Source organism: Ensifer sp. GW821-FHT05G01, from assembly GCF_059419585.1.
Genome location: NZ_JBWKSC010000012.1, coordinates 143,121 through 158,212 on the forward strand (window position 1 = coordinate 143,121; position 15,092 = coordinate 158,212).

Here is a 15,092-nt window from a genome sequence, read left to right on the forward strand (position 1 = left end):
CGTTCGCGTCGACCTCCTGACTCCGTACCCTTGAATTGACCTTGACGTGCGCGTAACACTTTCGACCGAGGGATGCACGACGCTTGCATCTTCGGGGATGCTGGAGAGAGCCGGCCTTCCTGAAGGCGAGTGAAACTTGCATCTCCGGGGGGGATGCGGGGAGGCGCCTTGGATGGATTGTGATGTACTGGTGGTCGGTGCCGGCCTTGCCGGTCTTGTGGCGGCGTCGGAGGCGGTAGCACTCGGCCGCAAGGTCATCGTTCTCGACCAGGAGGGGGAGCAGAACCTCGGTGGCCAGGCCTTCTGGTCGCTCGGCGGTCTGTTTTTCGTCGACAGTCCCGAGCAGCGTCGCATGGGCATCAGGGACAGCAGAGCGCTTGCCCGCCAGGACTGGATGGGCTCGTCGCAATTCGATCGTCCGGAAGATCACTGGCCACGACTATGGGCGGATGCCTATCTCGATTTCGCTGCCGGTGAGAAGCGCAGTTGGCTGTATCAGCTCGGCATGCGCTGGTTTCCCGTCGTCGGCTGGGCCGAACGCGGCGGTGGCCTTGCCCATGGCCACGGCAACTCGGTGCCGCGCTTCCACGTCACGTGGGGCACGGGTCCGGCTGTGCTCGAGCCGTTCGTACGGCTGACGCGCGAGGCCGAAAGCCGTGGTCTCGTGCGCTTTCGTTTCCGCCACCGCGTCGATGAGCTGGTAACGACCGATGGGGCGGTCACCGGTGCGCGCGGTTCGGTGCTCAAGGCTGATCCTGTCGGCCGGGGAGCGCGCAGCTCGCGTGACGTCTACGGAGACTTCGAGATATCGGCGGGCGCCGTGATCGTCACATCGGGCGGTATCGGCGGCAACCCTGAACTGGTGCGGCGCAACTGGCCGCGCAAGCGGCTCGGCCAGCCGCCGGCGACGATGGTCTGCGGCGTACCGCATCATGTCGATGGCCGGATGCTGGAGATCGCTTCCCGCGCCCGCGGCTCGGTAATCAATTCCGATCGCATGTGGCACTATACCGAAGGCCTTAGGAATTTCGACCCGATCTGGCCGGATCACGGCATCCGCATCCTGCCGGGTCCCTCGTCGTTCTGGTGCGATGCCGACGGCAATCGCTTTCCGGCACCCGCCATGCCCGGCTTCGATACGCTTGGCACGCTCAAGGCCATTCGCGACAGCGGTCATGATTACAGCTGGTTCGTCCTGACAAGGGCGATTATCAAGAAGGAATTCGCGCTCTCGGGTTCCGAGCAGAATCCCGATCTGACCGGCAAGAGCATCTCGCTTCTTCTCAAGCGTTTGGGCAAGAATCCGCCCGGACCGGTGCAGTCCTTCATGGACAAGGGCGAAGATTTTCTCGTGCGCGACCGGCTCGACGATCTCGTGCCGGCGATGAATGCGCTGACCGGCGAGAACCGCCTCTCGGTCGATCACCTGCGCGACCAGATCGAGGCGCGCGACCGCGAGATCACCAACCCTTTCTCCAAGGATGCGCAGGTTACGGCGATCCGCGGGGCACGCTCCTACCGCGGCGACCGGCTGTTGCGCACCGCCAAACCGCACCGCCTGCTGGACTCCAAGGCCGGACCGTTGATTGCCGTCCGGCTGCATATCCTGACGCGCAAGACGCTCGGCGGTCTGCAGACCAATCTGTCGGGCCAGGTGCTCGAACAGTCGGGCGAGCCGGTGCCGGGGCTTTATGCAGCCGGCGAAGTGGCAGGCTTCGGCGGCGGCGGCATGCATGGCTACAACGCGCTTGAAGGCACATTTCTTGGTGGCTGTATCTATTCCGGCCGCGTTGCCGGCCGGGGTGCCGCCGGGACGGTTTGAGTAAAGCAAACCGACCAACTTTGCTCGGCGTAACTTGCCCCTCACCCTAGCCCTCTCCCTGCCAAGCGGGGAGAGGGGACGCTGGCCGCGGTTGGTACACAGATTGTGGTGGCAGAACCTTTCCAGGCCCGAACGTGAAGCGATTTCGCTCGAGGTGTACGCGAGGCTCGGCGCCTCGGGGGTGGGCAGCGGGAGGCATGTCGCCGCCAGGCGCAGCATGCAAGGTTAAGTCGGCGCGTGCCGCAATGTCCCTTCGCCCCGCCAAGCGGGGAGAAGGTGGCGGCAGCCGGATGAGGGGCTGATCCGCCGGATGGAAACCGATCGCTTGGGATCAATCCATCTGGATGTTGGCGTCGCGAACGATGGGCGTCCACTTTGCCAATTCCGCCTTGACGTGGGCGCCGAGCTCCGCAGGCGTCGAGCCGACGATGGTGGCGCTAAACTCCTTCATGCGCTCGACCACGGCCGGATCGGCAAGCGCCTTGTTGGCGGCTTCATTGAGGCGGGCGACAACGGGTTCGGGCGTGTTGGCCGGCGCAAACAGCGCGTTCCAAGTGTAGGTTTCGTAACCTGGAATGCCGGCTTCAGCGACCGTCGGCACGTCGGGGAAGGATGGCGCCCGTTCGGCTGTGGTGACCGCCAGCGCCCGCAAGGTGCCGGCCTTGATGTGCCCGGAGGAGGACGGCAGGTTGTCGAACATGATCGGCACCTGGTTGCCGATGACGTCGTTCAGCGCCGGGCCAGCGCCCTTGTAGGGGATGTGCTGCATGCTGACGCCGGCCATCTTCTTGAAGAGTTCGCCGGAGAGGTGCAACGGCGTACCGTTGCCGGAAGAGGCGTAGGCAAATTCATCGGGCTTGGCCTTCAGGAGCGCCAGCAATTCCGCGACGGTCTTGGCCGGCAACTCCGGATTGACCACCAGCACGTTTGGCACGATGACCAGAAGCGAGATCGGCGCGAAGTCCTTTTCCGGGTCATAGGGTTTGGTTTTGAGGATCAGTGGGTTGAGGGCGTGGGTCGCGACCGTGCCCATGAGGATGGTGTAGCCGTCCGGATCGGCGCGCGCGACATTGTCGGCGCCGAGGTTGCCGCCGGCGCCGGCGACGTTCTGGACGATGACCTGCTGGCCGAGATCTTCCGACATCTTCTGTGCGACGATACGTGCCACCACGTCGGTCGAGCCGCCGGCGGCAAAGGGAACGACGAGAGTGACGGCGCGATCCGGAAAGCCTTGAGCGCTTGCCTGGGTACCAGTTCCGAAAACGGTGAGTGCAGTGAAGCCGAGCGCAAGCGCCGCTCGTCGGGTCAAGTTCGAAAACGTCATTAGGGTCCTCCCTGGACAGTCCACAACTGGCGTGGCGGCCGAAAAAAAGCCGGCACCTATAGAATAGGGTCCGGCTTTCGAGCGGCAATGGCGTGCCGGGCGTGCCGGCATCAGACTATCGTCGTGTTTGTATTACTTGTTCGGGCTCAAGAACAGCTCCTCGGCGCCGTGGTTGAACTGCAACCGTGCCAGCTTCGCATAGAGCCCGTCCTGGCGGATCAGCGAGGCATGGGTTCCCTCTTCGACCACACGGCCGTGTTCCATCACCAGGATACGGTCTGCCTTCAGGACGGTTGCGAGCCGATGGGCGATGACGATGGTCGTGCGCTCATGCAGCAAACCTTCAAGTGCCTTCTGGACCAGCGTTTCGCTTTCGGCGTCGAGCGCAGAGGTCGCCTCGTCGAGCAGAAGGATCGGGGCATTGCGCAAAATGGCGCGGGCAATGGCAATGCGCTGGCGCTGGCCGCCCGAGAGCGTAATGCCGCGCTCGCCGACCAGCGTGTCGTAGCCCTTTTCCATCCGGCCGATGAACTCGTCGGCCTGGGCGGCGACGGCTGCAGCGCGCACGGCCTCGCGGCTTGCGCCCGGCACGCCGAAGGCGATGTTGTCGTGAACGGAGGACGCAAAGATGGTGACGTCCTGCGGCACGATCGCCAGGCGGGCGCGCAGTTCCTTCGGGTCGACGGTGCGGATATCGATGCCATCGACGGTGACAGAGCCCTTTGCCGGATCATAGAACCGCAACAGCATCGAAAAGACGGTGCTTTTGCCGGCGCCGGATGGGCCGACGATTGCGACCGTTTCGCCCGGTTTGATCGCAAAGCTCAGGCCGTTCAGGCTCTTGTAATCGGGGCGTGCCGGGTAGGCGAAATAGACGTCGTCGAAGCTGATGGCGCCAAGTGCGGGAGACGGAAGGGCGACAGGATTTTCCGGCGCCTTGATATCAGGGACTTCGGTTAGCAGTTCGTTCAGCCGCTCCGCGGCGCCGGCTGCCTGCGAAAGCTCGCCCCAGACCTCGGACAGCGAGCCGAGGCTGCCGGCAGCAAATACCGAATAAAGCAGGAACTGGCTGAGCGTGCCGGCCGAGAGATTGCCTGCGAGCACGTCGCGCGCCCCGAACCAGAGGACCGCGACGACGCTGCCGAACACCATGGTAATGGCAAAGGCCGTCAGCACCGAACGCGCCTTGATCGCCGAGCGCGCGGCGCCGAAGGCATCCTCGACCGCCGTGCCGAAGCGGTTGTTGGCGATGTCTTCGCTGTTGAAGGCCTGAACGGTGCGCGAGGCGGCAATCGCCTCGCCGGCATAGGCCGATGCCGTTGCCAGCGTGTCCTGCGCCTCGCGCGAGCGGCGGCGGACGGAGCGGCCGAAGCCGACCAGCGGAAACACGATCACCGGAATTGCCGCCAGCACCAGGCTCGACAGCTTCGGGCTGGTGTAGACCATCATGCCGATGGCGCCGAGACACAGGATCAGGTTGCGAAGGGCGACCGATGCCGTCGCACCGACGGCGGACTTGAGCTGCGTGGTGTCGGCCGTCAGCCGCGAGACGATCTCGCCCGACTGGTTGACGTCGAAGAACGACGCTGAAAGCCGGGTGACGTGCTGAAAGACGTTGCGGCGGAGATCGGCGACGATGCGTTCGCCAAGGGTGATGACGAAGTAGTAGCGCGCAGCGCTCGCCAAGGCGAGGATGATGGCGAGCATCATCAGCATCGCGAAGTAGGTATTGATGAAGCCGCTGTCGGAATTGGAAAAGCCGTTGTCGACCATGCGCCTGACGGCGAGCGGCAGCGTCAGGGTCGTTATCGCCGCGGTCACGAGCGAAATTCCGGCCCCGACGACCAGATAACGGTAGCGCTTGAGGTAGGGCAGCAGCGTGGCGAGAGGGCGAATGGATTTGCGCGCTGGCGACTGGTTTTCTCGTTCGGACACATGACCCCCGTTCGCCAATCACGGAGGGGGCGGGTTTGCCCATGAGTCTTCCGCGCGGCACTTGTTATCCCGCAGACCTTGATGTATAGGCACGGCATCGAATTGGGAAGCCGTGGCCCATCAGGCGGTCTGCGGCTTCATTTACGTGTTCGGTCTCGAAGTCGCAATGCCTTGCGACAATTGGACCCTGGAACTCTAGGAAGATCATTATGAAGGCAGATATCCATCCCGACTATCACCTGATCAAGGTGGTCATGACTGACGGCACCGAATACGAAACCCGCTCGACCTGGGGTTCTGAAGGCGCCACCATGAACCTGGAAATCGACCCGAAGTCGCACCCGGCCTGGACGGGCGGCAACCAGCAGCTCATGGACCGCGGCGGCCGCGTCTCCAAGTTCAAGAAGCGTTTCGAAGGCCTCGGCCTCTAATCGCACGCTTTCTTGGCGCGTTTTCGAAGCCCGGCTCTGCCGGGCTTTTTGTTGTTCTGACTTCCGTTTCCGATGCCGGATGAGATCTCCGATCGCAGTCACATACGAGCGTGCCTGATCGGCGCACGAAAAAACCCGGCTCAAAGGCCGGGTCTGTTTCACTGGCAGCAGACTGCCGAAAATCTTCAGATCAATTGGTGCCGAAGGCCGTCTGAAGCAGCTTGATCTGCGCCTTGACGCCGTTCTGGTTGTCCGGAACGAAGGTCGAGGCTTCCTGCGGGCGGTAGATCTCGCGGTCGAGCAGGGCGACGCGGTTCTGCAGGCGCAGTGAGCGCTCGATGAGATCACGGAACGATTCCGGAAGCTCGCTCCAGCCGGGCGCGCTGCGGTCGACGTTGAAGCTGTCGAGGCGAACCTTGCTCTTTTCCGAAAGCACCTGGTCACGGCTCATCTCGCCATTGTTGACGGCGCGCTGAAGCAGGAGCCACGATGCCATCTGCATCAGGCGGGTGGTGAGGCGCATGGATTCTGCTGCATAGAGGACCGATGCCATGCGCGGCAAGACCTTGGATGCCAGGCGACCGGGACCGTCGAGATAGCTCGCGGTTTCTTCGACCAGACCCATACCTTCCGAATAGAGCGCCTTGAACTGCGCCGACGCCGCCGCGTGCCCCGCGAAACTGACGGTATTCAATCCTCTTTCGGACATGACCTGTTTTCCCTGGTTCAAACGCATCACGACAGTCGGGTAACGGGCGGCTTTGGGAAAAGTTTCCTTGCCGGCCTCTATGCCTGAAGAATGATGCCATAGCGCATTTCGCGCAAGAGCATTCTTAAGAAAGGGTTAATCTCCACAATTCTTTGCAGCGACCTATGACAAAACAAAAAAAGAGCCGCGGAAAGCGGCTCTCAAGGTAAAACAGGGAGAAAAATCAGACCCATTCGCCAGTCGGAGAAATTGTCTGAGTCCGGAAAGCCCCGGATGATCAGACAATCGCAGAGAATGCTTAATATACCGTTAAAAGAGCGCCGTTTCGGGCCAATTGTCCTTGCACAGCCGTCAGCGAAACAGGCCTTCGGCTGCCGATCGGCTTGCGGACTTGCGCTCGCGCTCGGCCTCGAGCCGGGCAATTTCCTCGTTCAGCAGCGCGATGCGTTGCATGAGTTCGTCGACCGACAAAAGTGACAGGTCGCTGCCGATCTCATGCGCCAGTTTCTTCTTTGGCTGGTCGTCGTCAAACAGGCCCATTCGATTTCTCCTCCTGTTCGGGGTCGATATCGCCATCGTTGCCGTGGGTTTCATCAAACGGCGCTGCGCGTGGCGACAGCTGCAGGCTCTCGGGCGTCACAGCCGTGCCGGTATTGATCGGCGAGAAGGCATCACGCTCGGCGACGGGCACCGGCGCGCGCATGCGGCTGCGGATGATGGCATAGGCGGTGATGAGGATGTGGGCGCAGGCGGTGATCATGAACAGCCCGTAGGGGCCGGTCGCGGTCATGACCGGGCCGCCGATGGTCGGGCCGATGATGGTGCCGATACCGTAAAGCAGCAGCAAACCACCAGAAACCTTGACGAAATCCTCGGCGGTCGCAAAGTCGTTGGCATGCGAAACGGCGATTGGGTAGAGCGCATTGGCGGCGGCGCCGTAGATCGCGATCAGTGTCAGCACGATCCAGACCTGGGTGGGTTCCACCAGGAAGATCAGGAGACCCGCAAGCGCGCCGACGCCGGCAAGGGCGGCTAGCACGTAGCGCCGGTCGATGCGGTCGGAGAGGCGTCCGGCCGGCAACTGCATGACCGCGCCCGCAAAGATTGCCACGCTCATCATCGCCGCCACCGTACTGTCCGAGAGGCCCGCCTGGCGGCCGAAGACGGCGCCGAGCGTGCCGAAGGCGCCATTGGCGATGCCGACGAGCAGGATGCCGAGGAAGGAGACCGGGGAGTTTCGGTAGAGCCCGCGCAGGTCGAGCTGCACCTGCTTCAGCGGCTGCGGCGTGGCGGCCTTCGACAAAAGGGTCGGCAGCATCGCGACGCAATAGAGAATGCCGCAGATCATGAAGAGAGTGCTGGTGGAGGTATCACCGAACGGGATCATCATCTGGCCGCCGACGACGCCGAAGAGCGTGATGGCGATGTAAAGGGAAAAGATGACGCCGCGGCTCTCATTGGTGGCGCGTTCGTTGAGCCAGCTTTCGATGATCATCGAGGTGCCGGCGGTGGCAAAGCCGGTGAGCGCACGCAGGATCAGCCACCAGGTGGGGTCGATCAGGATACCGGTCATCAGCGCGACGATGGCGATCAGCGACGAAAAGACGCTGAAGGCACGCACGTGGCCGATGCGTTTGACGACAGCAGGCGCGAAGAAGCAGCCAAGCACGAAACCAGCCGCCCAGGATGTACCGATCAGGCCGAGGATGGTGGTGGGGTAGCCCTCGGCCGTGCCTCTGACCGGCAAAAGCAGGCCCTGCAGGCCGTTGCCCAGGAAGAGAAACAGTGTGCCCAGCAGGAGAGAGGCGACGGGGAGCAGGTTATTTCTCATCATCCATCCGAAAATCGTTCTGCCGTCAGCAAGTTAGGGCGGTGTGCCCCGAATTGCCAGCCGGATTCTATCCCGCCGGTCATTGCAAATCGGCGGCGGAAACAATAGCCCTCTAATGCATCATCCCGAGAATCGGTATCGAATTCCGGGATCAAAGCAGGTGCGCGCCGCGACCGAGCGTGCGCTAGATGCGACGACAAGGTGACGGCGGTGTGACGCTTCGCCGGGTTGGGGAACTTCCCCTGAGGATAGGCTGAATATGTCAAAGGCGCTGGCGATCATTCTGCTTCTGGCGATGGCCATCCAGCTGATCTGGCCGATCGGCCTGCCGGGTCTGAGGCAGCGCCGCGATTTCTGGAAGATCGCCGTCTTCGCGATCGCCATGATGATGGTCACCGTTCTTATTCGACCCTGACGGGTTCAATCGCCAGCGCTGCGATGCCACGGTTGTACCCTTGGAAACTGTGCCGGTCGATCTACTCTGCTATGCCGTTACTCGATCAATAGTAGTAGCTGGAAAAGTGCGCAGGACAGATCATGAAGAACGCGCTAGATTGTCGGTTTCATCACGGAGATGAATTCGGGGGTTACTTGGAACGCCGCCTTGCTGCCATCCTCGCTGCCGATGTCGTTGGTTACAGCCGTCTTATAGGTGCTGACGAGACCGGTACGCTGGCCGCCATGAAGCGGCACAAAAACGAGCTGGTCGACCCGAAGGTCAGCCGGCACAAAGGCCGGATCGTCAAGCTGACCGGCGACGGCATTCTCGTCGAGTTCGCGAGCGTCGTGAACGCGGTGGCCTGCGCCGTCGATATTCAGCGCGGCATGCTCATTCGCAACGAAGACGTGCCGCAACTGAAGCGCATCGAGCTGCGCATCGGCGTGCACCTGGGCGACGTGATCGTCGAAGACGGTGATATTTTCGGAGACGGCGTCAATGTCGCAGCCCGGCTCGAGGGCCTGGCCGAACCCTCCGGCATCGCCGTGTCTGCTTCGGTCCGCGACCATGTCGGCTCCAGGCTGGATGTCGGCTTTGTCGACAAGGGCCAGCACGCACTGAAGAATATCGCGGCCGGTGTTCACGTCTATTCCGTCGCGCTGGGTGCGCCGACCAAGATCGCCAAGGTGGTGAATGGGACCCATACGGTGACGGTCGACGATGGTTATGGGCTGTCCGTCGCCGTTTTACCCTTCACCAATATGAGCCACGATCCGGAGCAGGAATATTTCTCCGACGGCATCACCGAGGACATCATCACCGATCTGTCGAAGATCTCGCGCCTCCACGTGGTCGCCCGCAACACCGTCTTCACCTACAAGGGGCGGTCGGTACGGGTCAAAACGGCGGCGCAGGAACTTGGTGTCCGCTTCATCCTCGAGGGCAGTGTGCGCAAGGCCGGCGGGCGGGTTCGCATCACCGGGCAGCTGATCGATGCGCTGACCGGTACGCATTTGTGGGCCGACCGCTACGATCGCGATCTCACCGACATATTCGCCATTCAGGACGAGATCACCCACGCCATCGTCAATCAGCTGCGCATCAAGCTTTTGCCGGAAGAGAAAAAGGCGATCGAGCGGGACCCGACGACGAGTGTCGAGGCCTATACCTATTATCTGCGCGGCCGGCGTTTCTCGCATGCCTGGACGCGCTCCTATCTGCTGCTTGCCCGGCGCATGTTCCAGAAGGCCGTCGAGCTCGACCCGAATTTTGCCCGTGCCTATGCCGGCATTGCCGATTGCGAATCCGCCCTTCGCGACTGGCATGAGCACGAGTTTCCGCTCGAAAGCATCTTAAGCACGAGCGCGCGCGCACTGGAGCTCGATCCTGATCTCGCAGAGGCCCACGCTTCCAGAGGCCTGGTCCTGCACCAGGACGGGCAAAGCGAAGAGGCTGTTGCCGAGTTCGAACGCGCTTTGGCGCTCGATCCGCAGCTCTACGAGGCAAACTTTCACTACGGCCGCTTTCTCTTCATGCGCGGCGAGTTCGAGACGGCCATCGAGTTCTTCAAACGGGCTGCGGAAATCCGGCCCGACGACTATCTTTCGCCGATCCACCTGATGAGCGCCTACAAATCGCTCGGCCAGGAGACCGAACGCGGACATTGGGCAAAGATCGGCATCAGCAGGGCGGAACGGGCGCTGGAGTCGCATCCGGAAAATTCCGGACCTGCGCATCGTGGCGCGCTGGCGCTTGCCCATATGGGTGAGGCGGACCGCGCGCGCGAATGGGCGGCCTGCGCGATCGCCATCGATCCGGAAGATATCGTCGCGCGCTACAACACGGCCTGCGTCTATTCGATCCTCGGCGATGTCGATACGGCGCTCGACATGCTCGAGAGCCTGTTGCCGCAGAGTTCCTGCTACCAGCTGCTCTGGTTCAAGCAGGATTCCGATCTGGATGCGGTTCGCCACCATGTGCGCTTCCAGGCCATGGTGGAGGCGATCGCCCAATGCGAGGCAGTCAAGCACTGATCCCTGCTGCCTAACGCCTTCAATCGGCATGGATCTAGGTAAGATCATGCAGGGCAATGGGAGTGTCACAGCGTCGCGCGTCAGTTTTCACGCGCGGCGCTGGAGGGATCAATGGCCGCGGTAGGATTGAACCGGTTGCCGTGACTTGCCTCGCGTGAACCACCAGATGCCGGCACCGGTCGTGACCAACAGGCCGGTTGCCAACAGGACAACGGCGACGAATGCCTTTTCGAAGGCCGCCCTGGCGAGCGCCACGAGGTTTTCAGCCGCCTCGGGCGATAGTTTTTCCGCCAATATCAAAGCCTCATCCAGGCTGTCGCGCGCGATCGCCGATATGCCCGCTCCTTCCGGAAGCACGACGAAGGCCGTGTAGACCACCGACATGACGCTGCCGAGCACAGCAATCCCGATGGCGCCGCCGAGTTCGAAGGAGACCTCCTCGATGGAGGCGGCCATGCCGGCGTGCTGCGGTGGGGCGTTGGACATGATGGCGCTGGAGGCGGCCGTCATCGTTGCGCCAACGCCGAGGCCGAGCACCACCAGGCTGACGATCTGGCCGAGGATGCCGGCTTCGTGCACCGCCAGAAACGCACCGAGGCCGGCAGCCGCAGTGATGAGGCCGGTGCGCAGCACCATCTCGGGGCCGAGACGCGGCAGCATCATGCCTGTGAGCGGGCCGGCGACGAAGGCGGCAAGCGGGATCGGCAGGATGAAGATGCCTGCCTCAAGCGGCGAATAGTCGGCAACGAGCTGCAGCCGTTGGCTGAGCACGAGCTCGACGCCGACGAGCGCTCCGGATGTCACCAAGGCTGCGGCGACGCCTGACGAAAAGGCGGCGTTGCGGAACAGGCGGAAGTCGATCATCGGGTGCGCGCTGCGCCTCTGCCGGCGCACGAAGACGGAGAGCGCGACGGCGCCGGTCACAGCGGCGATGAGCCCGGCCTGCGCCGATGGCTCGCGCTTGCTCATCTCCTTGATAGCATAGGCCAGTCCGACCAGACCGACCATGATCTGGACGGAGCCAAGCGGGTCCCAAGGGTGGTCCTTGTTGCCCTTGCTATCGGGAAGCACGACCACGCCGAGCAGCAGTGCCACGGCGACGATCGGCACGTTGATGAGAAAGACCGAGCCCCACCAGAAGTATTCGAGCAGGAAGCCGCCGAGCACCGGGCCGATTGCCGCACCACCCGAGGCGATCGCGGCCCAGATGCCGATCGCCAGCGCCCGCTCGCGCTCGTCGGTGAAGGTCAACCGGATGATCGAAAGCGTCGCCGGCATCATCAGCGCGGCGCCGACGGCCAAAAGCACACGGCCGGCGATCAGGACCGACGGGTTCGGCGCATAGGCAGCAATCAGGGAGGCGAGGCCGAATACGGCGAGGCCGGCAATGAACGGTCGCTTGTGGCCGAGCCTGTCGCCGAGCGTGCCGAGTCCCGGCAGCAAGCCGGCAACGACCAGTGCATAGGCATTGACGATCCAGAGTTTTTCCGAGGCGGAGGCGCCAAGATCGTGGGTGAGCCGGGGCAGTGCCGTGTAGAGCACGGTCATATCGACGACGATCAGGAACAGCGCGCTCGACACGATGGCCAGAATGAGCCAGCGATTATGCGGGGACATGGTACACCTCTGTGGCCGAACCGCTGCCTGCGGTACCTGTGGCCTTGTTGACATCAGAGCCGCTATATAAATACATACGTATGGAATTGAAAGAGGAAATCTGAAATGGGACGACGCCGGACGATCGATCGCGACAAGGTGCTGGATGCGGCGGAGGCGACGGTGAGCGCCGTCGGTGCCGCCGGCCTGACGATCGACGCCGTCGCCAAGGCGGCCGGCATCACCAAGGGGGGCGTACAATATTGCTTCGGCAACAAGGATGGGCTGATCGATGCGATGATCGAGCGCCGGTTCAACGAATTCGACAGCGCGGTGGCGGACGAAGTCGGAGGCGCGACCGATCCGGTAACGGCAATGCGCGCGCATGCGGAGGTGACGGCGCGCATGAACACGGCAGAGAACGCCCGCACATCCGGGATGATGGCGGCACTTCTGCAGCGCGAAGATCATATGGAACAGAACCGCGTGTGGTATCGCGGGCGTCTCGACAGCCTCGATCTGTCGACTGACGCGGGGCGCCGGGCGCGCCTTGCGTTTCTTGCCGCCGAAGGTACGTTTTTGTTGCGCAGTTTCGGCTTCGCCGAAATGGACGATGCGGAATGGCAGGACATCTTTGCCGATATCGTTGCCCTGGTGCCGACGGAACCCGACTGACGGGGCCTTTGGCCGCCGCGCGAGATCCGGCCGGCTGCGGGGATGCAAGCAAGGGAGAATGCATGCCGACCCCGGTCGAAGTGGTTGCCTATGACGATGCGTGGCCGCAAGCCTATGCCGCCATGTCCAAGCATCTGGCGAGCCTGCTCGGCCTTGCGGTCATCGCGATCGACCATGTCGGCAGCACGGCGGTTCCGGGGCTCGCCGCGAAGCCGGTCATCGATATCGATGTGACGATGTGCGGTCCGGAAGCGATCGGTGCCGGGAGCGCCGCCCTCGCTGCCGTCGGGTTTGCCGCACGGGGAAACAGGTACGACGATGGCGTCTGGGCATTTGCCAAGACGGGCTCACCGGGGCAGCGCGTCTATCTCTGCCCGCCCTTCAGCGATACCCATCACCGCCGCCTGATCTTTCGAGATCAGTTGCGTCAAAACGGTGAGATGGCGGTTGCTTACGCCGCGTTGAAGCGACGCCTTTCGGCCGAGTTCCCCTTCGATGGAGACAGCTACACCGCCGCCAAGACGCAATTCATCGCCGAAGTCGTGGAGCTTGCCAAACGGGGTTGATCGCCGCGCTTTTTAGATGGTGGCTGCAGCCAACTGGCCAAGATGGCCAGGCAGGTCGATCCCGCGTCCAGCGGCATTGATCGTCTCGAAATAGTCGTGCCAGCCGGATGCCGCGATGCCCGAGACAAGCGCGTGAAGTGCGGCTTCATCCGAGAACCGCCAGATGGCGAAATAGGCGTGCGGTGCGGCATGAAGCGTACCGGCATCAACCTCGCCGAAGGCGATCGGCTCCACCCCGAGGTCCGACAGGTCAGCCAGACCGCTGCCGACGGCCTCGAAAAACCTGTGGCGGCCGGCTGGGTCGAGGGCGAGCCAGGCCTGCTTCGGGGTGTAGAGTTCGCTTAGATAATGAGGCATGCGTCTTCTTTCAGGGTCTATCGAGCGATCGAAGGGCGCGCTTGCAGATTCGGGCGGTCGCAACGCTGTCGTGCTCCCGTTGCCAGCAGGCACAGAGGTCACGAACCCAATCGGGGCGGTCCTTGGCGGCGTCATTCAGCCAGTTTCCGACCGAATCCTGCACGTAGCGCGACGGATCCGCGTTCAACGGTTCAAGAATGGCAAGCGCCATTTCCGGATTTCGTTTCAACGAAGGGATGTGGCTGCACCAGACCCCGCGCGGACGCGTTGCTTCGCTGGCGAATCGGCGCAGACGGTCGGAGGGCGAGCCCGTCCAATCGGCAAGAAGGGTGATCGCGGTTGCGATGTCTTGGGCAAGTTGCGGGCGTACGGCGATCCATGACCATTCGCGAACGCCGAAATGCGGATCGTCGGCAAACGGGCGGATTGCGGCGAGGCGATCTTCAAGCGTGAGCGCAGGATTTGCGCCGACCATGAAGCAGGCCCAGCCTCTAACGGTGTCTGAGCGATGCTGCCGTAGCCATGGCACGGCGCCGTCGCCGAGCCGGTCGCGGATCAGTTCGGCGGCTAGCACCATGCGTTTGGAAATGCCGCTTCCGACCGCAGCGCCGATGGCGGCGAAAGCATCGTCGCCGACCCCCGGAACCGCCGCCCGCATCAACGTTTCAAAATCGACTGCAAGGCATTCGGTCAGCGTCGAGGCTTCCACCAACCCCGCGTTCAGCAGCGCGAGCCGCTGCGGGTCGATGTCCACCATACGCCGCGGGGCGGCGCTCATTGCGTGATCTCGCTTTCGGCTTTCGGCTGCATTGCCTTTCGTCCGCCGTCCGTATTTCGCCATGCGCGCTGGAGGAGGGCGCTCAAGGCCTGCCGCTCGCTCTCGTCGAAACCGCCAAACAGCGATGCGATCCAGCGCGTATGGGTGTCGAACAGTTCGCGCGCCGCATCCTGGCCCATTGGCGACAGCCGGACCAGCACCTTGCGGCGATCGTCCTTGCTCTGCTGCCGGGTGACAAAGCCGTCTCGCTCCAGCCCGTCGAGAAGCCCGGTGACGGTGGCGCGGGTGACGCCGGCGCGGTCGGCAAGCTCATGCGGCGAAAGACCTTCGGCCATCTGGTGCAGGAGGAACAGCAGCACAAACTTTCCCTCGGAAAGATTGTGGGGTGCCAGCCGCGCGGCGCAGTCGCGGTCGATCGCGGCTGCCAAGGCGATGACTTCGAAGCACAGGCGCAGATTGGCGGTAGCGCCGTCGCCGCGCCGTTCGGCCTCGGTGAGGAGGGCGATGTGTTTTTGCTCAAGAATTTCCATAAGGCAGCATATAGTATGGCGCCTAATTATACGTCAATCGAATTCTGCGATCAGCGCGGGAGGGTT

General features: G+C 62.9%; 15 protein-coding genes. 6 read left to right on the forward strand and 9 right to left on the reverse strand.

Annotated features, from left to right (window positions below; all coding sequences use genetic code 11):
• Positions 1-172 precede the first annotated feature (172 nt).
• Positions 173-1,822: an FAD-binding dehydrogenase gene (locus tag AC07UR_RS25785; protein ID WP_209791610.1), complete on the forward strand. Its 1,650-nt coding sequence runs from the start codon at positions 173-175 to the stop codon at positions 1,820-1,822.
• 331 nt (positions 1,823-2,153) lie between these two features.
• On the opposite strand, the gene AC07UR_RS25790 is transcribed toward AC07UR_RS25785, so the two are convergent.
• Together AC07UR_RS25790 and AC07UR_RS25795 are read right to left on the reverse strand one after the other, a co-directional pair.
• Positions 2,154-3,146: a Bug family tripartite tricarboxylate transporter substrate binding protein gene (locus AC07UR_RS25790; protein WP_209791612.1), complete on the reverse strand. Its 993-nt coding sequence runs from the start codon at positions 3,144-3,146 to the stop codon at positions 2,154-2,156.
• A gap of 132 nt (positions 3,147-3,278) precedes the next feature.
• Positions 3,279-5,081 (reverse strand): ABC transporter transmembrane domain-containing protein, encoded by a 1,803-nt coding sequence (locus tag AC07UR_RS25795; RefSeq protein WP_209791615.1) that lies wholly within the window; start codon positions 5,079-5,081, stop codon positions 3,279-3,281.
• A 209-nt stretch (positions 5,082-5,290) separates the two neighbouring features.
• Between AC07UR_RS25795 and rpmE the strand changes: the two genes are divergently transcribed.
• Complete coding sequence (rpmE, locus tag AC07UR_RS25800; RefSeq protein ID WP_053249635.1) at positions 5,291-5,512, forward strand: 50S ribosomal protein L31; 222 nt, start codon at positions 5,291-5,293, stop codon at positions 5,510-5,512.
• A 190-nt stretch (positions 5,513-5,702) separates the two neighbouring features.
• Here rpmE and rcdA read toward each other — a convergent pair whose 3' ends face one another.
• From rcdA to AC07UR_RS25815, 3 genes are all read right to left on the reverse strand, one after another.
• Positions 5,703-6,221, reverse strand: a complete 519-nt coding sequence (gene rcdA / locus AC07UR_RS25805) for a protease adaptor protein RcdA (RefSeq protein ID WP_077500665.1) — start codon at positions 6,219-6,221, stop codon at positions 5,703-5,705.
• A 351-nt stretch (positions 6,222-6,572) separates the two neighbouring features.
• Entirely contained in the window at positions 6,573-6,761 is a 189-nt protein-coding gene (locus tag AC07UR_RS25810) for a DUF1192 domain-containing protein (RefSeq protein WP_209791617.1), read from the reverse strand.
• Positions 6,748-8,052 (reverse strand): MFS transporter, encoded by a 1,305-nt coding sequence (locus tag AC07UR_RS25815; RefSeq protein ID WP_209791619.1) that lies wholly within the window; start codon positions 8,050-8,052, stop codon positions 6,748-6,750. Before AC07UR_RS25815 ends, AC07UR_RS25810 begins: the two co-directional genes overlap by 14 nt.
• Positions 8,053-8,311: 259 nt before the next feature.
• On the opposite strand from AC07UR_RS25815, the gene AC07UR_RS25820 reads away from it, so the two are divergent.
• Together AC07UR_RS25820 and AC07UR_RS25825 are read left to right on the forward strand one after the other, a co-directional pair.
• Entirely contained in the window at positions 8,312-8,467 is a 156-nt protein-coding gene (locus AC07UR_RS25820; RefSeq protein WP_115419254.1) for a hypothetical protein, read from the forward strand.
• Between the two features lie 122 nt (positions 8,468-8,589).
• The gene (locus tag AC07UR_RS25825; protein WP_173423617.1) at positions 8,590-10,524 is read left to right on the forward strand and encodes a TPR end-of-group domain-containing protein; all 1,935 of its coding nucleotides are present in this window, start codon (positions 8,590-8,592) and stop codon (positions 10,522-10,524) included.
• Positions 10,525-10,632: 108 nt separating this feature from the next.
• Here AC07UR_RS25825 and AC07UR_RS25830 read toward each other — a convergent pair whose 3' ends face one another.
• Positions 10,633-12,141 carry a DHA2 family efflux MFS transporter permease subunit gene (locus tag AC07UR_RS25830; RefSeq protein WP_209791621.1) on the reverse strand — a complete coding sequence of 503 codons (1,509 nt, stop codon included), beginning with the start codon at positions 12,139-12,141 and terminating at the stop codon, positions 10,633-10,635.
• 105 nt (positions 12,142-12,246) lie between these two features.
• Between AC07UR_RS25830 and AC07UR_RS25835 the strand changes: the two genes are divergently transcribed.
• Both AC07UR_RS25835 and AC07UR_RS25840 read left to right on the forward strand, forming a co-directional pair.
• Positions 12,247-12,795: a TetR/AcrR family transcriptional regulator gene (locus AC07UR_RS25835; protein WP_209791623.1), complete on the forward strand. Its 549-nt coding sequence runs from the start codon at positions 12,247-12,249 to the stop codon at positions 12,793-12,795.
• Between the two features lie 62 nt (positions 12,796-12,857).
• Positions 12,858-13,361 carry a GrpB family protein gene (locus tag AC07UR_RS25840; protein ID WP_209791625.1) on the forward strand — a complete coding sequence of 168 codons (504 nt, stop codon included), beginning with the start codon at positions 12,858-12,860 and terminating at the stop codon, positions 13,359-13,361.
• A gap of 12 nt (positions 13,362-13,373) precedes the next feature.
• On the opposite strand, the gene AC07UR_RS25845 is transcribed toward AC07UR_RS25840, so the two are convergent.
• Genes AC07UR_RS25845 through AC07UR_RS25855 form a run of 3 tightly spaced genes read right to left on the reverse strand, consistent with a single transcriptional unit; the run spans position 13,374 to position 15,026 of the window.
• On the reverse strand, positions 13,374-13,718 hold the full coding sequence (locus AC07UR_RS25845; protein WP_173423613.1) for a DUF6616 family protein: 345 nt from the start codon (positions 13,716-13,718) through the stop codon (positions 13,374-13,376).
• A 10-nt stretch (positions 13,719-13,728) separates the two neighbouring features.
• Entirely contained in the window at positions 13,729-14,496 is a 768-nt protein-coding gene (locus AC07UR_RS25850; protein ID WP_209791627.1) for a DNA alkylation repair protein, read from the reverse strand.
• On the reverse strand, positions 14,493-15,026 hold the full coding sequence (locus AC07UR_RS25855) for a MarR family winged helix-turn-helix transcriptional regulator (protein ID WP_209791629.1): 534 nt from the start codon (positions 15,024-15,026) through the stop codon (positions 14,493-14,495). Before AC07UR_RS25855 ends, AC07UR_RS25850 begins: the two co-directional genes overlap by 4 nt.
• Positions 15,027-15,092 lie beyond the last annotated feature (66 nt).